We start from the raw sequence: 21027 nt of genomic DNA, 5'->3' as shown, positions 1-21027 counted from the left end.
AAAAGACAAGGGGCGTTAATGAAAGCATATTTAGTGTGGTTGTCGGTTTTTATCTGGTCTTTACCTTTGTATGCCGGCAGTCAAGCTGAGCCTGCCTTTATCCAGATGTTTAACCAGGGCAAGCGGGCCCAGATTATTCAGTACCTTAGCGATAATATGGCGAAGAGCCAGCTCGACACTTATGGTCTTGATGCTCAGGTGGATATGTTTCTGGGCGACCAGGCCACCTATGGCAAACTGACCTTTGTCAAAACCCTACCAGACGCTGATGGCAATGATGTGTTTGAAGTGATTTCCGGGAACAATCAATTTACATACAACCTGACCATTAACAAAGAGCCGCAGGAACCGCACAAAATAAACTACTTTGAGTTCCTCTCTGCCGGGTCGGTTGACCAAGCCAAAACGCCGGTATCCGCCACAGAGTTTGCTCAGCAGCTTTCCGGTTTTATTAACAAGGTAGCCAGTCACGACGCATTTTCTGGTGCTGTATTGGTAGCCAAAGACAAAGAGGTGATCTTTAAAGGCGCAGTGGGTTTTGCTGACAGGCGCTGGAAAGTGAAAAACACTGTGGATACCCGATTTTCGTTAGCCTCGATGAACAAAATGTTTACCGCTATTGCCGCCTTGCAGCTGATTGAACAAGGCAAGCTGACGTTTGATGACAAACTGATCCAGTTTGTTGATAAAAGCTGGCTGCCGATGAAACATGCCGAGGCTATCACTATCCGGCATTTGCTGACGCATACCTCAGGCTTGGGCAATTTCTTTAATGATGCGTTTATTCAAAGCAATAAAGAGATCTACCGAGACTTAGCCGGCTACAAACCCTTGATTGCCAAATCGGAGCTGTTATTTACACCGGGCAGCCAAAACCGTTACAGCAATTCCGGCATGCTGATGCTGGGCTTAGTGATTGAAAAAGTAAGCGGTGAAAGCTATTACGACTATATCCAGAAGCACATCTACGACAAAGCCAAGATGCCTGGCTCAGGCAGTTTTGAATTGGATTCGACCACAGAAAACATCGCCTCTGGCTATTTAAAACGGATGCATAGCGACGACTGGGTCGACAGTGTGTACACCAGAGAAATTAAAGGCAGCCCGGCCGGCGGCGGCTTTTCCACCATTGACGATTTATACCAGTTCTCGTTGGCGCTGACCGAATTCAAACTGCTGGGCAAAGCACTGACGGAACAAGCCTATTCAGCCAAAACAGAGTTTAATTCTGCGCCCTGGTATGGCTATGGTTTTGCGGTGGGTGGCAAGCCGGACAATCGCATCGTGGGCCATAGCGGCGCTTATTTGGGTGTCGATAGCAGGTTGGATATTCATCTTGATAAAGGTTTTGTGGTGGTAATTCTGGCCAACCAATCCGGCGTTGTAGGCCCAATGCGCAGAAAAATTAACGAGCTTATTGCGCTTTACCAGTAATGACACCAGCACCAATGGTCCACGCCGGGCTATTGGTGCTGCGCTTTTTTCTTTTCAGACAAAAGCCCAATTCACAGGCTGTTTGTATCGGGCTTTTTATCTAGCCTGTGCTGTTCAAAAATCTCTAAGGCTGCTTTTAAAAAGCCAAACATGCCAAGCGCCAGCACTATGGTGCCGACGGATAAGTCTTTCAGAATGCCCTGACTGCTAAAGAAGTAGCCAGCTAAACCCATCAGTAAAAACAGCAGGATCATCCCACACATCAGGCCGATCGCCAGTTTGCCTTTGGCCGGGTTTTGCCAGATGTTCTGCGAAAATTTGTTCTGCATTTTGCTGGTGTCCTGCAAGGACGAAAAACTAAGGCCCAGGCCCATAAAAATTAGTGCGGTGTTGAGACTTTCAAAAATAAGGCTGGGGTTGGCTTTGAGGGTGGAAAAGCCTGCCAGGTAAGGGCTGAATGCGCAATAAAGCGCCGACAGCATCAGCGGGTATTGCAGGTAACTCAGGTAATGAAACGCCAATTTAAAGTTCATACAGTTGACCTTGTGAGCTCGGCAGCGCTGAGGGTGATCTGTTCCTTTGCTCATCATGCTCGCTGATTGTGCGATTTTTGTCAGCTGTAATTTTGTTGTAAATGGTTGATTAAATTTTGGCGCGGACTGAAGTAAAGCCGGGGAGAAAAAGGCGGGGTAAACCCCGCCTCTACGTGTAAACAGGTGGGGGCGGCCTAGGACGCAGGCTCGCTGATAAAGCCCAGTTTGAGCAAACCGGCTTGCTGCACTGCCGCCATTACGCTAAGCACCTGCTCATAAGGCGTGGCTTTGTCGCCGCGGATATGAATTTCCGGCTGCTGGGGCAGGGCTGCCTGTTCGGCCAGTTGCACCGGCAGGGCTTCCCGACTAATGGCGTTGTTATTCCAGAATACGCTGCCATCGGCTTTCACCGTTAAGGTGATGGTGCTGGGTTTGGTCTGGTTCTGTTCGTTGCTGACCCGTGGCAAATCCACCTTCACGCTATGGGTGATCACCGGCACTGTGATAATAAAGATGATCAGCAGCACCAACATCACGTCCACCAAAGGCGTCATATTGATTTCGCTCATCACCTCGTCGTCGTTGTCAAATCCGCCGCCAAAGGCCATTTATTTTGCCTCCTTTAATGGCACCACCAGGGCGCTTTTCGGCGCGGCACCTGTTAAAAAGTAGGCGTGCAACTGGTGAGCAAAACGGTTCAGTTTCGCCAGCACATCCTTGTTGCCGCGTTGCAGCGCGTTGTAACCCAACACGGCCGGAATAGCCACCGCCAGGCCAAAGGCCGTCATGATCAGTGCTTCACCGACCGGGCCTGCCACTTTATCAATGCTGGCCTGGCCTGAAGCACCAATGCCAACCAAAGCGTGGTAAATGCCCCAGACGGTGCCGAACAAGCCCAGAAAAGGGGAGGTGGAACCGACGGAGGCCAGAATGGCCAGGCCTTTTTGCATTTGCTGGGCGCTTTCGTCGATGGCGCCACGCATACAACTGCTTAGCCAGTCGGCCAAAGGCAAATGGCCGTGTAAATCCTGCTGGTGGCTATGGTGGTGATCCAGCGCGGCCTGACCTTCGTCGGCCACATAGCGGAATGGGTTGGCCGGGCCAGCTTGCTCAGAAGCCGAGCTTAAAATACGCAGGCCTTCGGTAAAGCTTTGGGCGTGCCAGAAATCGCGGCTGGCGGCCGCTACTTTTTTCAGCCGCCATAAATTCAGCGCCCGCAGCACTATCACTGTCCAGCTGGCGACCGACATCAACAGCAGCAACACTGCCACTGTTTTAATGACAAAATCGCCTTGGGCCCACAGGGCAGCGATGCCGTAGGGGTTTTCCTGCATCAGGGTGGTTCCTGTTAACACGTCATTCATAGGTACTATTCTCTGCATCCTTAAAAATTTTCTGACCGATCATCATTAACTTTTAGTCGCCGGATTGAGCTGAAACACCACAGGCTGGGCGAACCAGAAATCGACCGGCTGGCCCATCGCTTTGGCCGGGCTGTAAGTCCAGTGCCGCACTGCATTAACGGCCGCCTGGTCCAGTCGTGGGTAGCCGGAACTGGTTTTTACGTTCAACTGGCCCACTTTGCCGCTTTTCAGCACCAGCACGTCCAGCACCACTGTGCCTTGCTCTTTCAGCTGGCGGGACAGCTTGGGGTAGACCGGCGCTTTGTTCACCGCTTTATTGGCGGATGCCACGGGCGGTGTACTGCTGGGCTCTGGCGCGGCGGTTTTCACCGGCACAGCAGGCGTGGGCGCTGGATCGGTTTTTCTGGCGCTTGGCTCAGGCGCACTGACAGCCCGCTCTGAAGCTGCGGCCACTGGTACAGGTTTAGGTGCCGGTTTGGGCCTCGTTTTCGCTGCTTTGGGTTTGACCGGTGTTGGTTTCTTCGGTTTGGGTTTTTCCACTTCAACCGGCTTTGGTTTGGGTGGCTCAATAGCAGGTGGTGCCACAGGGATTGGCACTGGGATAATCACGCCTTCAATGGTTTTGGCCACAGGCGCCGGCAGCGGCGCTGAGCCCAGGCTGACGGCAGCGGTAATACCGGCCAGATGCAGGGCCAACACCAAAGTAAACAGCAGTGCAGGGCGTTTCACAGCTCGGCCCACATACGCACTAAATTGTGGTAGTGCGAGGTGAGGGCGACTGTCTGCGCACTTTCGCCATACTGCTGGCGCAACGCCTGAACGGCCTGGTCCAGTTCAAACAGCATTTGTCGTTGTTCGGCAGAACGCACCATGCTCTGAGTCCAGAAAAAACTGCAGACCCGTTCGCCTTGGGTCACTGGCACTACCTGATGCAGGCTGCTGGACGGGTACAAAATTAAATCGCCCGCTGGCAGTTTGACTTCATGCAAGCCAAAGGTGTCCTGAATTTGCAGCTCGCCGCCTTCGTACTCATCCGGCTCGGATAAAAACAGGGTGGACGATAAGTCAGTGCGCAGGCTAAGGCTGGAGCCCGGCACACTGCGAATAGCGCCGTCTACATGCAAACCATAATGTTCGCCCCCCTGGTAGCTGTTAAACAGCGGGGGAACAGAGCGCAGCGGAATGGCTGCCGCCATAAAGAGCGGGTGCTGGTACAGCGCCTGCAGAATAATGGCACCCAGCTCGCGGCCAAGCGGCGAGTCCACTGGCAGCTGTTTGTTGCGTTTCACCAAAGCGCCCTGTGGCCCCACAGTTTCGCGGCCGTCTGTCCAGTTCACTGCAGCCAGTTGCTGGCGAAACTGCGCCACCTGGGCCTTGCTTAATACTTCGGGTATATGCAATAACATAAAAAACCTGAGTCTGTTGTTGTGGCGTAAGAGGTGGGGTAAACCCCACCCCTACACAAAGGCAATGTTGACGGATCCATTTTCACTGTAGGGGCGCAGCTTGCCGCGCCCGTGACAGGTCCAACGCCTTTTCTGTTGTCGATCAGAACTTCACATTGACACCCAGACGGGCAGAGCGTGGAGTGCCCATAAAATAACGGGAGCCACCGTTGTTCAGCGACGACATATACTCTTCGTCCAACAGGTTGTACAGGTTCAGCTGCACATCCACAGTCGGGGTAATGGGGTATGACGCCATCGCATCCACCACCCAATAATCCGGCACTGCTGGCACCGAAGTTTTCGCCAGGTTCAGTGTGGTGCTGCTGGAACGGGACACCGTATCGACATACCGCAGGCCACCACCCAGCACCAGGCCATTGCCAAAGCTGTAGCTGTTCCACAGCGTCAGGGTCAGCTCAGGTGTCCACTGGATCACCCCACCATCTGTCGGGTTGGTACCGGACTGGTTACCGCGGGTAATTTCGCTATCCAGGTAGGCCGCACCGGCGCTGATTTGCCAGGCCGGGGTAATAGCACCCACTAAACCCAGTTCGACACCACGTACCTGACGTTCTCCCACCTGAGCAGCGACACCGGTCGGGTCTGTGGCAATTTCATTTTCATTGGTGCTTTCAAATACGGCTGCGGTGACGGCCAGTTTGTTGTCCAGTAAATCCCACTTGGTGCCCAGCTCCAGGTTGGTGCCTTTTTGTGGGTCCACATTGGCGTTGTTGATATTGTTGGCTGTGGCACTTAATGCAAAGTTAGCGCCGCCCGGTGGTAACTGGGTGGTGGCATACGACAGATACAGGCTGCCGTTGCTGGCTGGTTTGTACAAAGCACCCACTTTGTAGCTGGCCAGGTTGTCAGATGCTTTTAAAGTGCTACCCAATAAAGTACCAACAGGGATGGTCTGTGGCGTGTTGGTGCCCTGTACTGTGACCAGATCGGTCTCTGTGCTGTAGTGTTCAAAGCGGCCGCTCAGGTTCAGTTGCCACTGCTCGTTCAGATGCAGCGTGTCCAGCACATAAAGCGCCGATGTCATGGTACTGCCTTCGGTGCTGGCACCGGTGCGCACCGGGTCCACGAAGCTGTCACTGGTGCTTGGGTTGTACAGATTCGCTGCGCCCTGACTGGTGCCGGTTGGCAGAGCCATAGTGTAGTTGCGCTGGCTTTCATAAATAAATTCCAGGCCAGAGCTGATGTCATGGCGGATAGTGCCGGTCTGCACACTGGTGTTCAGCTGAGTCTGGTTGGTCAGAATGCGGTTACGCTGGTCTTTGCCCTGACGTGAACGGGAAATGGTCCAGTCATTCGGATCGTCAATGGCGACAGCGGCGGCGCCTGAACCCGTGGTGGTGGTAATGGCATTGACGCCGGTCAGCAGGTAATCCTGATCCGACTGACCAAAACGTGAGGTGTTACGCAGCACGGTGTGTTCGTTCAGGTCATGCTCAACCTTCACTGTGGCCATAGTGGCTTTGACATCATCTTTGTCGTTGGTCGAACCATAAAAATTGCTGGTGTCGACCGGTGCAATGGTTTTGCCTGCATTCGGGCCGCCGTTCGGGTAGTTGCTGCTTGGGTCGGCGTCAAAGGCGGCGTTGTAGTAGCCTTCCAGGCCCACGGTCGGAATACCACCGTCCGGGATATTGTTTTGTGAAAGATGGAACAGGTTCAGGTAAGTACGGGTCGAGGTGCCCAGGCCCAGTGCCAGTGAGCTGGCAAAACCGTATCTGTTGTCTTCCACCACGTCACGGCCTGCCACGCCTGAATCCTGCGCCAGCAGGTTCAGCCGCAGGGCACTGGTGTCGCCAATCTGGCGGTTCATATCCAAAGTACCGCGTTTGTACGAGCCAGAACCTGCGGTCAGGTTGGCGACAGAAGCGTCTTCCAGGGTCGCCATTTTGCTGGCCAGGTTGATATAACCAGAAGATGAACCACGGCCATTGTCGGCACCGGCCGGACCTTTGGCAATTTCCACCTGTTCGGTATTAAAGGTATCGCGGCTGATGGTGCCTAAGTCACGGATGCCGTCGACAAAGATGCTGCCCTGGGTATCAAAACCACGCATAAAAATAGAATCGCCTGTGGCGGTATTGCCGTTTTCACCCATCAGCATGGTAATACCCGGCGTATTACGTAAGGCGTCGGACAGGGTGGTCGCCGCCTGCTGCTGGATCAGTTCTTTTTTCACCACCACTATGGTTTGTGGCGTGTTGACCAGCGGCTGGGTTTGTTTGGTGGAGCTGACGTGGTCGGCTTTGTACTGCGCTTCGACTTCGTCTGCACTGACCACCACTGCATCCAGTTCGGTTTGCGTCTGTTGAGCCTGTGCCGCTGCAGGAAGAGCCAACGCCAGAGCCGAAGCCAGCAGGGTACTGTTGAACTGGGTCGCCTGCGAGTGTTTTTTTGCTTTGATAAAAGCCATCGGACAAAATCCTTGTGTGAATCTGTGTGAATGCAGATATGTTTTTTTATTTACAAATGTCGTTTACAAACCAGGGACTCCGGCGCCGGAGCGGCACGATTTTATCTGTAGCAAAATATAAATGCAAACAGTTTGCATTTGCATAATTGGGTTTTTACCGAAATCAGAGCAGGCATTGCGACAAAAAACAGTGGCATGCTAATGTTGAGCAGATGTTAAATTATGGAGAATAAAAGGAAAGGATCATTTATGTTACATATCGAAGCCAGGCAGATCAGTAAAAGCTATGGCGAGGTTGCCGCTGTGCAGGCCATCAGTTTTGCCATTGAGCCCGGGCAGATTTTTGCGTTGCTGGGGCCCAATGGGGCTGGCAAGTCCTCGTTGATCCGTATGCTGGTCGGGCTCACCAGGCCCGACAGCGGCGCTATTCTGATCCGTCAGCAGGAACAGGTGGTGCAGCAACTGCCGCAGCGCAGTTATGGTTACCTGCCGGAAGACAGGGGGCTGTACCAGGACCGAACTGTGCGGCAGAACCTGAGTTATATAGGTGCGCTGCGCGGTTTGGACAAAAGTCAGTTGGCCGCAGAAATAGACCGTTGGTGCACCCGACTGGATTTACTCGATAAGCTGGATGACAACCTGAGCAAGCTCTCCAAAGGCAATCAGCAAAAAGTGCAGCTGATTAGTTGCCTGCTGCACAAACCGGCCCTGCTGATCCTGGATGAACCTTTTTCCGGCCTGGACCCGGTGAATCAGGAAAACCTGCTGGTGATTCTGACCGAACTGCGTGACGCCGGTACCACAGTGCTGTTGAGCGCCCACCAGATGGCGCTGGTGGAACGGCTGGCCGACCAGATGTTATTGCTGAATAAAGGCCAGCAGCTGGCACAGGGCAGCCTGGCGGCTATCCGCCGGCAGTTATCGCCCGAGCAGTGGTTTGCAGTGAGTTTTGCCCAGCCCATCCGCGCCGACATGGTGCAGGCGCTGAGCACAGTGGCTGAATTTAAAGTGCTGTCCGACAGCGCCTTTCAGTTGCGTCTGGCTCAGGGGGCCAGTGTCAGCCAGTTGTTGCAGCAGCTTGGCAGCGCAGGCGAACTGAGCGATTTCAGCCGCATTGAACCCAGTTTGCATCAGCTGTACCTGACCGCTGTGGCACAGCACAATGCAGAAAACGCCCGTCAACCCCATACAAAAGGAGCAGCCGCATGACCCGATGGACAGTCGCCGTCTTTGAATTTCAGCGGTATTTTAAGTGGAAACAGGAGCTGGTCAGCCTGGGGCTGATGATATTGACTGTGGCCCTGATGTCGGCCTGGCCGCTGATCAAGGGCTGGGTGGATAAAGACTACAAAGTGGCGCTGGTGTCTGAGCTGGCTGCGCCTAAGGTGGACGGGTACAGCATCAGCCAGATCCGGCCAGAGGCGCTGGACAATGCCCGCGCCGGTCTTGGTGAGGTCTGGGATCTGCTGGTGCTGGTAGAAGGCGACCAGCTCAGGCTGGTGGCGCAAAATAGCGCCAGCTGGCAAGACAAGCTGGTGCCAGAGCTGCAGCGCTGGCTGCAGCAACAGCTTATTGCGGCCATGCCGCTGGAACCGGCACAAAAAGCCATGGTGCAGCAGTTACCCAAAGCGGAATTTGAGTTTCTGCACAAAGACAGCAGGGAACAAAACAAACAACAACAACTGATAGGCGGCGGCATTTTGATCCTGTTGTCGATTGGGGTCTTTTCCGGTTTTGGTTTTATGTTTACCGCCATTACCAGCGAAAAGCAGCAGCGGGTGACGGAGCAGTTACTGACGCTGATCACGCCGTCTCAGTGGATTGACGGCAAAATTCTGGGGATTTCGTTGTTTTGTCTGAAAACCATGTTGACCACTGGCTTGTTTATGCTGGTGGTTATTCAGGCGGTCCGTATGCTGTCGGATAAGGCTTTGTTTGCTCTGCCGCTGCAGCCGCTGCATATAGTGCTGACGCTGGTCTTTGTCATGCTGGGCCTGTTGCTGATCAACAGCTTTATGGCCGGTTTTGCTGCCACCATAGATGATCCGAACCACTCCAGCCGGTCTGTGGTGATGTTTCTGCCGGGCTTACCCTTGTTTCTGGTGTTCAGTGCGATGGACAATATTGAAGGGGGCATGATGCAGTTTTTAAGCTGGTTTCCCCTCACCAGTTATGCCGCCATGCCAATGCGAATGGCGTCCACCGACGTAGCCTGGTGGCAGTGGCTGGGCTCTTTGTTGGTGCTGGTCGCCTTTTTGTATTGGGCCCGGGCTGCCGCAGCCCGGATTTTCGAGCTCGGCATTCGCATGTATGGCAAAGAGCCAGACTGGTCTGTGTTGCTGAAAACCTTTTTAGTGTCATCGCGTTAAGGGGGCTGAGCAGCCAAGCGCCAGTAAGTCTGCCAGCTCGGCGGGCATGGCATCAAAGTGCCCGGCAGCAAAGGTTTCTATCTGCACCTGACGGGCATAGGCGCCGATAAAATTGTCGGCGACTGGCAGATAGGCCTGCTCCAGTGCGGCCAGTACCGGATTCGGGGGCTGCTTCGACAGCCTGGTTGCTTTGTACAGCCTGACCTGCTGTTGTAATGGACGGCTGGCCTGATGGCGACCATTGATGTCGGTTGTTGCATCAAAGCCCTGCAATGCCTGCTGCAATGCCGTGGAGCTGGCTCTGGCCTTCGGCAAGTCAAAATAGGCGTCAACCAGCTGCACAGACGCCAAAGGCAACTGCTGCTGTTCCAGCAGCGTGGCCAGCTCCAGCGCCAGGACGCCACCAAAACTCCAGCCCAGTAAATGGAAAGGCCCGGCGGGTTGCCAGTGCTGCAGTAACGGCAACAGCTGCAGCGCCAGGCTGCGGAAGCTGAGCTGTTGCGCTTGCTGTGGCGACTGTTCGGCCAGATAACGGTAGAAGTTTTGCACCAGCACTATGCGGGTCTGTGGCAGCCGCTGCAGCAGAGGCTGGTAAAAGGCTTCAGGGTCCCCCTCACCGGGCGGCAACACAAAGAGGCTGTGTTGCCCGGCCGGGTTCAGCACTGTGTAAGGACTGAATTCAGGGTACTGCCAATAACACAAAGGCAGTGCTGGCAAGCTGTACTGACACAGCTGCAGCAACTGCAGATTTAGCTGCTGCAGCAACTGGTCGGTAAACAGCTCGCCAAAGCGGCTGCTGACGGCCAGCTGCAACTGACCACTTTGTTGCAGTGCCAATACTGACACAGGCTCCAGCGCCTGCTGCGAGGCCGGATAGTTGGCGCCACTGCTTTGGGCAGCCAGTTGCCAGTCATCGTCACTTTGTCCCAGCTGGCCTAAATAATTCAGGTACACCACAGGGGCGGCGGCGTCCAACCCCAGACAGCTGGCCTGCAGATAGCTTTGACCATACTGCTGGGCCAGCCGGGCGCTGTGCTGGCATTGCATCAACAGTGCCGCTGGGTCTTGTGCCGCATCCAGCCGCAGCGGGAACAGGCTGGTGAACCAGCCCACAGTGCGGTGCAGATCCAACCTCTGATGCTGCTGTCGGCCATGGCCTTCCAGCCAGATTAACTGCTGGCTTTGGCCTGTCAGCTTCGCCAGGCTTTGGGCCAAGGCCATCAGCAATAAATCCTGCACTGAAGCCTTCAGACGCTCAGCCTGTTGTTGCAGCAGCCCGGTTTCCTGCACCGACCAACGGTGCTGACTGCGGGCCTGGGCTGTGGCAGCTGGCAGAGGCAGGGCCGGCACAGATTGCAGCAATTGTTGCCAATACCAAATCGGGTAGACTGGCAATAAATCGGCCTGAGCCAGCACCCATTGGCGGTAGCTGCTGGTTTTATCGGTGAGCGGCGTGCCATGGTACAGCTGTTTTAAATCGTCCAGCAGAATACGCCAGCTGACCGCATCCAGCAGTAAATGATGGGCGGCCAGGTAAATACGGGCGCTGCCGTCCGGGTAGTTGTACAGATAACCCAGCTGCAGCAGCGGGCCTTGCTCCAGGTCGAACCCGGCTTGCCACTGGCTTAACTGCTGTTCCAGTTCTTGCTCAGTGCAGTTGCTGCGGTCCAACAGCTTGATCTGTGCAGAAAGCACCGGGCCATAAGTCTGGCGCCAGCCTTCTGTGGTGCGGATAAAGCGGGCGCGCAGCATATCGTGCTGATACAGCAAGTGGTCACAGGCCAGCTGCAGTCGTTGCAGGTCCAGCGGCTGCACCCGGATCAAAAAGCTTTGGTTCCAGTAAGCTGGGGTATCGATGCGGCCTGAGGCTACCTGGCAGAAAAACCAACGCTGAATGGGCAAGAGGTCGAAGTCGCCGGACAGCACCCCCTGTTCGGCCACCCTCTGAGGTTGCTGTTGCGCTGGTTGCAAAGCACTGGCAATACGGGCCAGGCAACGCTGCTGCATCAGTTGCTTCAGCGAGAGGGTCGCACCAGCTTGTTTTAGCAACGTCAGCAGCTGCATCGCCAGAATGGAATCGCCGCCGCTCAGGAAAAAATCATCCATCCGGCCAGGGGTGCTGCCGGGCAACAGCTGCTGCCAGCACCGCGCCACCAGCAGCTCTGCTTCCCCTTCAGGCGGCTCGCAGCTGTCGCTGAGGCTTGGCCTTGGTAAGCGGGCCGGGTCCAGTTTGCCATTGCGGCTGAGCGGCAAGGCGGCTAACTGCATCAGATGGTCCGGCTGCATATAAAGCGGCAACTGGCAACGCAGCATTGCCTGTACTGCGGTCAGGTCCAGAGGTCCGGCGTCCGGTTTAGCTACCAGATAAGCCAGCAGTTGTGGCCGGCCGCTCTGATGGCATTGGATCACCGCCACCTGCTGCACTGCTGGGTAGTGCTGCAACTGCTGTTCAATATCAGCCAGTTCAATGCGGTAACCCCGGTGTTTGATCTGCTGATCGGCGCGGCCACACAATTGCAGGCTGCCATCGGCCCGCCAGCAGGCCAAATCGCCGCTGCGGTACAGCCGCTGGCCGGGCTCAAAGGGATGGGCGATAAATTTTTCTGCCGTCAGTTCCGGCTGGTTCAGATAACCACGCGCCAGACCGGGCCCGGCAATACAGAGCTCGCCGATGATGCCGGCAGGCACAGGCTGCAGTGCAGCATCCAGAATATAGAGGCTGGTTTCTGGTAACGCGAAACCAGCGTAACCTGCGACACCGGCGCTGACCCGGCCGTAGCTGGAGGTAATAGCGGCTTCGGTCACACCATATTCAACATAGATCTCAGATTCGGCAAAACGCTGTAAGGCCGCCGGGCTGGCCGCACTGCCGCCATAAATCAGGTAGTTCAGCGCAGGCAAAGCTTGTGGGGTGAGTGCATCCAGTACGGCGCCGGACAAAATTAAATGACTGACGCGCTGAAGGTCCGGGTGGTTGAAATCAATGTCCTGGGTCAGCAACAGCGTGCCACCGGCTAACCAGGCATTCCAGATCACCGCCAGCGACGCATCAAAGGCGTAGGACAGGCCAAGGTACAACACCGAATCCGGCCCAAAGCTGTACTGCTGTTGCTGTGCCAGCAAGGTGGACAGCAGCGCCTGATGCTCAACCATCACGCCTTTGGGTTGGCCTGTGGTGCCTGAGGTGTAAATCAGATAGGCCAGAGCGCCTGGGTCTTCCGCCAGTTCAGGCGCGCTGGTGGGGTAATGGCTGAAGTCCAGCTGATCAAGGCAAAGCACTGCTGTTGAGGTGGCAGGGGCACAGCTGCTCAGGCTGAGCAGCAAAGGTGCCTGGCAATCCTGCAGTATATGCTGCAGCCGCTCCGTCGGGGTATCGGGCTCCAGCGGCAGCCAGGCGGCACCCGCTTTTAATACCGCCAGCAGCGCCACCATCATCTGGGTGCTGCGTGGCAGCAGCAGCGGCACAAACTGGCCCGCTGTCACCCCCTGGCAGCGCAGCAGGTGCGCCAGTTGGCTGGACTCCTGGTCCAGCTGGCGGTAACTCAGGTGCTGTGCTCCCAGTATTACAGCCTGCTGCTGCGGGTAACGTTCAACAGTCCGACGGAAATGGCTGAGCAAATGCCGGGCAATGCCACTGTGCTGCGGCGCTTGTTGCGCCTGACCCATGGCCAGTGCCTTGCTTCGTTCTGCCGGACTGAGCAGTGACAGGTCCGCCACGGCCTGACTAGGGTTGACCACCAGTTGGTGCAGCAACTGCACAAAACAGCGCTGAAACAGCGCCGCCCGTTCGGCGCTGAATAAAGAGGTGGCGTAATTGAGTACAGCCGACAAGCCCTGTGGCCTGTGTTCCAGCAGCAAGGATAAATCGACCTTGGCGGACACTGCGGCCTCAGGTAGCTCTGCCGGGCTTAACCAGCCGAGCTGTTCACTTTTGGCGGCAAAGTTCTGTACTGAAAACATCACCTGAAACAGCGGGTGCCGGCTGGGGTCTGCAGGCAACTGCAGCTGTTCTACCAACTGCTCAAAGGCAAAGTCCTGATGCCGCTGTGCCAGCGTCAGCTGGGCCTGCGCCTGTTGCATCAGCTGATCTGCCGCCATCTGGGGCTCTATCTGCAGCTGCAGCACCAGGTTGTTAATAAAACAACCGATCAGCGCTTCAGTGCCAGTCAGCTGGCGGTTGGCGCTTGGGGTGCCGATGCGCAGCAGCTGTTGGCCGCAGAGCTTTTGCAACGTGATGGCCCAGGCGCTCAGCAGCAGGCTGTACAAAGTCAGTTGCTGCTGTTCTGCCAGCTGCTGCAATGCGGCCGTCAGTTCAGGGCTCAGGCTGAAGTGGATCTCAGCGCCTCTGTGGTCAAAAGCGGCAGGCCGGGCTTTATCGCAGGGCAGCGACAAGGCTGCCGGTTCGATAAATTGTTGCCAATAGGGCGCATGCTGCGCCAGCTGCTCAGCTTTGCATTGCTGCTGTTGCCAGCGGGCAAAATCGCGGTACTGGTAAGGCAGTGCCGGCAGAGGGTCGGGGTGTCCCTGGTAAAACGCATCCAGTTCAGCAAAAAACAGATCCATGCTCCAGCCATCAAAAGCAATGTGGTGCAGCACTAACAGCAGCCAGTGCTGACCGTCCGCCTGCTGCCAGAGTGCGGCGCGTAGCGGCAGTTGCTGCTCCAGCACAAAAGGCCGGGCGATAAAGGCCTGCCAGCTGGCCGCAAGCCCGGCAGGCTCGGCTCTGAAGCGCTGAAGTTCAAAAGCTGCTGGCCCCAGGTAACGCTGGCAGGTTCCCTGGCTGCTTGTCTGCAGCACCGACCCCAGCACCTGGTGGCGCTCAATCAGGCGGCGCAGTGCCTGCTCCAGCCGCTCTGGCTGACAGGGCCCCAGTTGCAGCAACATAGGGATATGGTAAACAGCGCTGTCCGGCTCCAGTTGCTGTAAAAACCAAAACCTTTGTTGTGCTGAAGATAAAGGCGCCAGGTACAGATCCGAAGCCGCGACAGGGCCACTGATCTGCCGGTCTGGCGCTGCACTGCTGTCCGTCTGCTGTTGGGCCAGCAGGGCCGCTATAGTGCGCTGTTCAAACAGATCCGCCACTGTGACCGTCAGGCCCGCCTGCGCTTTCATCTGATGCACCAGTAACAGCGCTTTTATTGAGTTGCCACCCAGGCGGAAAAAATCATCATCCAGCCCTGGTCTCTGGCCCAGCAGTTGTTGCCATAAAGCCACCAGCTGCAGCTCCAGTTCTGTGCTGGCTTCGCGGCGGCTGTGGCTTGAACGCTCAGGCAGCGGCAGCGCTTTACGGTCAATTTTGCCGTTGCTGTTCAGTGGAAAGCTGGCCAGTTGCAGGTAACAATCCGGCAGCATAAAGGCCGGTAACTGCTGGCTTAAAAAATGCTGCAGACTGTCGCTGTTAAGGCTGCGTTTCGCACGGAAATAGGCGATAAGCCGCGGTTCGGCTTCCGGACTTTGGCACACCAGCACCTGCTGCAGCTCAGGGTAACGCAGCAACTGCTGTTCAATTTCGGCCAGCTCAATGCGGTGGCCGCGGATCTTAACCTGAAAATCACGCCGGCCCAGATAGTCAAAACGGCCATCCAGCCGCTGCCGGGCTAAATCGCCGGTGCGGTACAGGCGCTGTTGCAGTTGTGCCTGGTAGACAAAACGCTCCAGATCCAGTTCGGGCCTGTTCAGATAACCCAGACTGACACCGGCCCCGCCAATACAGAGCTCACCAATGACACCAGGAGGCAGCAGCTCGCCTTGATCTGAGCACAGATACAGCCCTTCATGAGGCAAAGCACGGCCAATGCAGTGGGCTGGGGTGTCGGGGCTGCAGCGTTCAACGCTGCTCCAGATGGTGGTTTCGGTGGGGCCATACACATTCAGTACTGTGGCAAACCGCTGCAACAACTGCTGTTTTAAATCCTCGTCCAGCGCTTCTCCCCCGACCAGGCAACAGAGGCCGGACAGGTCCGGTGGGCCCAGCTCCAGCAGGGTGCGCAGCACAGAAGGCGTTTGTTGCAGCAGATTGATGGATTTGTGCTGCGCCAGGCAGGCACTGGCCTGCTCCAGGCAGGACAAATACAGGGTGCCGCCACGCACCAGCGGCAGGCCATATTCCAGACCAAAAATATCAAAGGTGGCGGCTGTCAGCGACAGGCAATGCACAGGCTGCTGTGCAGGCAAGGGCAGCGGAAAGTGCAGCAAAAAGTCACAGAAGCTGGCCTGACTGACCAATACCCCTTTGGGTTGGCCTGTGGAGCCCGACGTGTAGATCAGGTAAGCCGGTGCCTCGGCCCGGCAGTGCACCGGCAAGGCGGTTTTCGCTGCACTCTGGTGCAGCCGCTCTGTCGGGTTGTAGCTGTCAATGGACAGCTGTTGGGCCAGCTGTGGCTGGTCGGTCAGCAGCAGGCAGCTCTGGCTGTCGTCCAGCATAAACTGCAGCCGGGTGATGGGGCTGTCCAGACTGAGCGGCAAATAGGCGGCGCCGGCTTTTTGCACCGCCAGCAAGGCGAGAATTAAGTGTTCGGTGCGTGACAGTGCCAGCGCCACCGTATCGCCGGGTTGCAGCCCGGACTGCTGCAGATAATGCGCCAGCTGGTTGGACGCCTCGTCCAGCTGCAGATAGCTCCATTGCTGTTGCTCACAGACCAGGGCTATGGCGTCGGGTTGCCGGCGGACCTGGGCGCTGAACAGCTGTGGCAGGGTCCGGTAACTGGACGCTTTGTCCGGTGCTGTTGGTATGGGGTCGGCCGGGCTCCACCAGTTCAGCTCTGCCACAGCCGCATCCTGATGGTCCAGCGCCGACTGCAACAGCTGCAGATAACGTTCAGAAAAACGTTGCATAGTGGCGCGGTCAAATAACGCGGTGCTGAAATTCAGGGCTCCGGACAAAGTAGTGTCCTGATCGATCAGATAAAGCGACAGGTCGTATTTGGCCACCTGATAACTGCTGCCGAGGTCCATCGGCTGCAGGAAAGGCGCCAGCGCTGCGCTGCTGTCGCCGGTGTTTTGCTGGCTGAACTGATCCAGCGAAAACAGCAGCTGAAACAGCGGGTGGCGCGACGGGTCCTGTGGCAGGTTCAACTGTTCAATCAAATGCTCAAAAGGCAGGTCCTGATGCTGCTGCGCCTGCTGCACTGTGGCGTCCACCCTTGCGACCCAGTCAGACCAGCGCTGCTGTGGCTGGTAGTGCAGCCGCAGTGGCAGGGTATTGATAAAACAGCCAATCAAATGCTGGCTGTCGGCCAGTTGCCGGTTGGCAAAAGGGCTTCCGATCAGCAGATCCTGCTGGCCGCTGTAACGGCCGGCCAGCAGTGCAAAGGCCGACAACAACAGGCTGTATAAACTGACCTGCAGCCGGGCGGCCTGCTGTTTTAAGCCGGAAGCCAGCGGCTGGGGCAGGGCAAAGATCAGGTTATCCCCCTGATAGCAGAGCCGAGCTGGTCTTGCTCTGTCGGTTGGGAAAGACAGCGGCTCGGTTTGATCCAGTTGGTGCTGCCAGTACTGCAGCTGCGGTGCCAGTTTGCCCTGTGCAAAACTGTGGCGCTGCCAGCCGGCATAAGCGGCGTATTGCAGCGGCAGCGACGGCAACTGGGCCGGGCACTGCTGCAGCTGCTGGCGCAGTAACTGAGTCAGCTCCTGCTGCAGCACGGCCTGGCTCCAGCCATCAAAAGCTATATGGTGCAGCAGCAACAGCAGCACCGGGGCTTGTCCCGGGCTTTGCAGCCAGCGCACCCGCAGCGGCCATTCCTGCGACAGATCAAAAGGGGTGCTGCACAGCTGCTGCAAATAAGGCATCAGGCCTTGGGGCGGCAGCTGCACTTCTGGCAGCTGCAACTGGTCGCTTGCCTGTAGCGCCAGTCTGGCCTCGCCCTGATCCGCTATGATCAGGCAACGCAAAATCTGCTGGCGCTCCACCAATTGACGCAGCACCTGCTGATAGTCAGCGCGCTGGCCCTGCTGCACCTGAAACAACAGCGGCACATGGTAGGCGGTGTTCTGGGGGTCGTATTGCTGCAAAAACCATAAACGGCGCTGGGAAAAAGACAGCAGGCTGTTGGGGCTGTGCTGCCCGGGTTGTGGCGCCGGGATTTCGGCTGTCGCCTCTGTGCTGTCCCAGTGACTGGCGACCTGACGGATACTTTTATCGCGGAACAGCCGGGCCAGCGGGTAATGCCCACCCAAGACTTCCGACATCGCATGGCACAGCCGGATCGCCAGAATGGAATTGCCGCCGGAGCGGAAAAAATCATCGTCCACCCCCAACTGTTCAGTCCCAAGCAGCTGTTGCCACAGGCAAAGCAGCCGCTGCTCCGTGGCGTTGGCGGGAGCGCTGTGGCCGCGTTCCGGCACAGGCGGTGGAGGCAGGGCCTGGCGATCCAGTTTGCCGTTGACGCCAACCGGAAAACGCTCCAGCGTCACATAAATATCGGGCACCATATAATCGGGCAACTGCTGCAGCAGCGCCTGACGGGCGCTGTCCTTCTGCAGCGGTGCCGGGCTTTGGCAATACGCAATCAACAGCTGTTGTCCGGCTACAGGCTGCAGCTGCACCAGCGCCTGGCTGACGCCTGGCAACTGGCACAGCGCTGCTTCAATTTCAGCCAGCTCAATACGCATACCCCGTAATTTGATTTGGAAATCAAAACGGCCCAGGTATTCAATACAACCGTCCTGGCGCTGCCGCACCCGGTCGCCGGTTTTATAGAGCCGTGGCCCGGCGGCTTCAGGCTGCTCCGGGTTAAAAAACGGGTTGGAGATAAAACGCTCTGCGCTCAGCTCAGGCCGGTTTAAGTAGCCGCGCGCCACCCCGGCACCGGCAATACAGAGCTCACCGGCCACGCCTTTGGGCACCAGCGCGCCTTGCGGGTTCAGCACATAGAGCTGGGTGTTTTGCACCGGGTAGCCAATAGGCACCACGGCATCGCTAGGCTGGCAGTTGTAAAAGCTGGAGTCGATGGCGGTTTCGGTGGGGCCATACAGGTTATGCAAAGTCGCCTGGCTGTTCAGCCGGTAAAACAGCGCGGCAGTGGCCGGGGCCAGCGCTTCACCTGAACAAAACAGGTACTTCAGGCTGGCCGGCAGGCGCCGGCCACGAAACAGCAGGTCATCCAAAAAGGCCTGCAACATGGTCGGCACAAAATGCACCACAGTGATCTGCTGCTGTTCCATCAGCTGGTACAGATAATCCGGATCTTTATGGCCACCGGCCTGGGCCACCACTATTTCCGCACCCTGTGCCGTGGCCCACAGCAGCTCCCACACTGACACATCAAAGCTGTAAGGGGTTTTTTGCAACACTTTATCGCCCGGCCCTATAGGGTAAGCGCGTTGCATCCAGTCGAGCCGGTTCAGCAGCGCCTGATGCTCCAGCATCACCCCTTTGGGTTGACCTGTAGTGCCTGAGGTGTAAATCAGGTATGCCAGTTGATGGGCAGCCGGCGCTGGCCAGCTGGGGGGCTCAGCGGGAGCTGCGGCTGAAGGCTCAGCACGCCAGCTGTCGAGCGCCAGCACAGGACCGCTGTAGTTCAGTTGGGCCAGCCTGGGGAGCAACGAATTTTGGGTCAGCAGCACCGACGCGGCCGAATCCTGCAGCAAAAAGGCCTGACGCTGCTGTGGCAGTTCCAGTGCTATTGGCAGGTAAGCTGCACCGGCTTTGTAAATGGCCTGAATGGCGATAACAAGCTCAAGCGACCGCTCCAGCAGCAGCGCCACTATAGCCTCGGTCTGACCGGCAAGCTGTGGCTTCAGCTCCTGTGCCAGTGCGGAACTTTGTTGGTCCAGTTGCCGGTAACTCAGTGACTCCCCATTGAACCAGAGCGCCTGCTGCTCTGGCCGCAGCGCCGCCTGTTGCCAGAATAACAGGGGCATCGACGCGCCTTGGGGCAATGGCTGCTGGCTTTGGTTAAAGTCGAACAGCAACTGCTGAGTTTCTTCTGCCGATAACAACGACAGCTGGGCGAGCGGGGTATCTGGCTGCTCCCGGAACAGCTGTAGAATCCGCTGGTAGTGCTGCAGCATCTGGCGCACGCTCTGTGGCGCAAACAGCGCCGTGGCGTAATTCAGCTCCAGTGCCAGTCCTGCCGGGCTTTGGCTGATAAATAATGACAAATCGTATTTGGCGACCGGGTAAATCTGCTCTGGGGCTAACAGCTCCAGCTCAGACTGGGGATCGTCCTGCTGCAAGGACAGACTGAAAAACACCTGAAACAGCGGGTGACGGCTGGGGTCTCTTGGCAATTGCAGCTGGTCCACCATCCAGTCAAAGGGCAGATCCTGATGCTGCTGAAGCTGCAACAACTGCTGATGCAGCTGGGCCAGCAGCTGGCGCAGGCTTTGCTCTGGCTGCAGCTGGCAACGCACCGGCAGGCTGTTGACAAAAAAACCTATCAGCGATTCTGTGCCCTGGTAATGCCGGTTGGCAGCGGCTGTGCCTGTGACGACATCCCATTGCTGGCTGTATGTGGCAAGCAGCACCAGCCAGGCTGACAGGCCAACCGCATACAGACTGGTGTGTTCAGCGCGGGCCAGCTGCAGCAAGTCATGGTACTGCGCCGGGCTTAACAGCGCTGTTTCGCTGGCGCCACTGTAATCAATGCTGGCCGGGCGGGCATGATCCAGCGGTAATTCCAGCGTTTGCAGCCCATGCAGCTGTTGTTGCCAGAAGGCCCATTGCTGTTCAGCCAGCCCCCCCTGCAGCAGTTGGTGCTGAAAATAAGCAAAATCCTGGTACTGCAGCGCAAGGTCGGGCAGCGCAAGGGAGCGGCCAGTGCAGAAATGGTCAAACAGCTGGCTGAATTCCTGCAATAAACAGGACAGACTCCAGCCATCAAAAGCTATATGGTGCAGGCACAGCATCAAGAGTGCTTTGCCCTGATAGTCCGGCCAATAACAGGCGCGCAGCGGTAAGTCCTGCTCCAGGTCAAAAGACCGGGCTGTTTCGGCTTTCAATTCTGCGTGGATGGCACTCTCGTCTGTGGTGGTTTTTTCGGCAAACTCAAGCGCTGAGGCCTCCCTAAGTTCAAGCCGGGCCTGGCCCTGGCTTGTGCGGATGCTGCTGCGCAGCACCTGATGCCGCTGCACTATGGTGTTCAGCGCCTGGTATGCCTGCTGTGGTCTGGCTTCTGGCAGCCGGATCAGCAGCGGAATATGGTACGCCATGCTGTCCTGCTGGTACTGCTGCAAAAACCAGAGCCGCTGCTGGGCATAAGATAAGGGCCAGGGCCCGGCCAGGCCGGGGTAAATGGCCGGTAGCGTAAACTGCTCCGAATCCGCGCCAGCTGTACGCAGCAGCGCTATCAGCTCGGCTTTGTGCGCTTTGAGCAGCGCCAGCCACTGCTCTTTGTCGGCAAGCGGTTGGCGCAGGCTGAATTTCAATTTGTCTTCATCGCCCTGGCGTTCGGTCCACAGCAACATGCCAAGCGCATTGACCTGATACAACAATTGCAATGCCGTCAT

10 protein-coding genes are annotated in these 21027 nt (G+C 56.9%); 3 read left to right on the top strand and 7 right to left on the bottom strand.

What is annotated here, in order from left to right:
* Nucleotides 1-18 precede the first annotated feature (18 nt).
* A complete protein-coding gene (locus tag WKJ03_RS09840; RefSeq protein ID WP_337842022.1) occupies nucleotides 19-1434 on the top strand; it encodes a serine hydrolase domain-containing protein in 1416 nt (471 codons plus the stop codon).
* A gap of 71 nt (nucleotides 1435-1505) precedes the next feature.
* On the opposite strand, the gene WKJ03_RS09835 is transcribed toward WKJ03_RS09840, so the two are convergent.
* The 6 genes from WKJ03_RS09835 to WKJ03_RS09810 all read right to left on the bottom strand — a co-directional run bounded on the left by WKJ03_RS09835 (nucleotide 1506) and on the right by WKJ03_RS09810 (nucleotide 7210).
* A complete protein-coding gene (locus WKJ03_RS09835) occupies nucleotides 1506-1967 on the bottom strand; it encodes a hypothetical protein (protein WP_337842021.1) in 462 nt (153 codons plus the stop codon).
* A gap of 194 nt (nucleotides 1968-2161) precedes the next feature.
* On the bottom strand, nucleotides 2162-2575 hold the full coding sequence (locus WKJ03_RS09830) for a biopolymer transporter ExbD (RefSeq protein ID WP_337842020.1): 414 nt from the start codon (nucleotides 2573-2575) through the stop codon (nucleotides 2162-2164).
* Nucleotides 2576-3331 (bottom strand): MotA/TolQ/ExbB proton channel family protein, encoded by a 756-nt coding sequence (locus WKJ03_RS09825; RefSeq protein WP_337842019.1) that lies wholly within the window; start codon nucleotides 3329-3331, stop codon nucleotides 2576-2578.
* Between the two features lie 45 nt (nucleotides 3332-3376).
* Nucleotides 3377-4060: an energy transducer TonB gene (locus tag WKJ03_RS09820; protein WP_337842018.1), complete on the bottom strand. Its 684-nt coding sequence runs from the start codon at nucleotides 4058-4060 to the stop codon at nucleotides 3377-3379.
* Nucleotides 4057-4737, bottom strand: coding sequence for a Fe2+-dependent dioxygenase (locus WKJ03_RS09815; RefSeq protein ID WP_337842017.1), 681 nt, complete (start codon nucleotides 4735-4737; stop codon nucleotides 4057-4059). Before WKJ03_RS09815 ends, WKJ03_RS09820 begins: the two co-directional genes overlap by 4 nt.
* 142 nt (nucleotides 4738-4879) lie before the next feature.
* Nucleotides 4880-7210, bottom strand: coding sequence for a catecholate siderophore receptor Fiu (locus WKJ03_RS09810; RefSeq protein WP_337842016.1), 2331 nt, complete (start codon nucleotides 7208-7210; stop codon nucleotides 4880-4882).
* 249 nt (nucleotides 7211-7459) lie between these two features.
* Between WKJ03_RS09810 and WKJ03_RS09805 the strand changes: the two genes are divergently transcribed.
* Nucleotides 7460-8419, top strand: a complete 960-nt coding sequence (locus WKJ03_RS09805; protein WP_337842015.1) for an ATP-binding cassette domain-containing protein — start codon at nucleotides 7460-7462, stop codon at nucleotides 8417-8419.
* Nucleotides 8416-9579 (top strand): ABC transporter permease, encoded by a 1164-nt coding sequence (locus WKJ03_RS09800; protein WP_337842014.1) that lies wholly within the window; start codon nucleotides 8416-8418, stop codon nucleotides 9577-9579. The genes WKJ03_RS09805 and WKJ03_RS09800 overlap by 4 nt, the downstream gene beginning before the upstream one ends.
* Here WKJ03_RS09800 and WKJ03_RS09795 read toward each other — a convergent pair.
* Nucleotides 9568-21027, bottom strand: coding sequence for an amino acid adenylation domain-containing protein (locus tag WKJ03_RS09795; RefSeq protein ID WP_337842013.1), 11460 nt, complete (start codon nucleotides 21025-21027; stop codon nucleotides 9568-9570). The genes WKJ03_RS09800 and WKJ03_RS09795 overlap by 12 nt on opposite strands.

Origin of the sequence: Rheinheimera sp. (genome assembly GCF_037442525.1) — a bacterium.
In the GTDB taxonomy this organism is placed as follows: domain Bacteria; phylum Pseudomonadota; class Gammaproteobacteria; order Enterobacterales; family Alteromonadaceae; genus Pararheinheimera.
The sequence above is the reverse complement of the archived record's forward strand: the minus strand, read 5'-3'. Positions and strand labels throughout refer to the sequence as shown.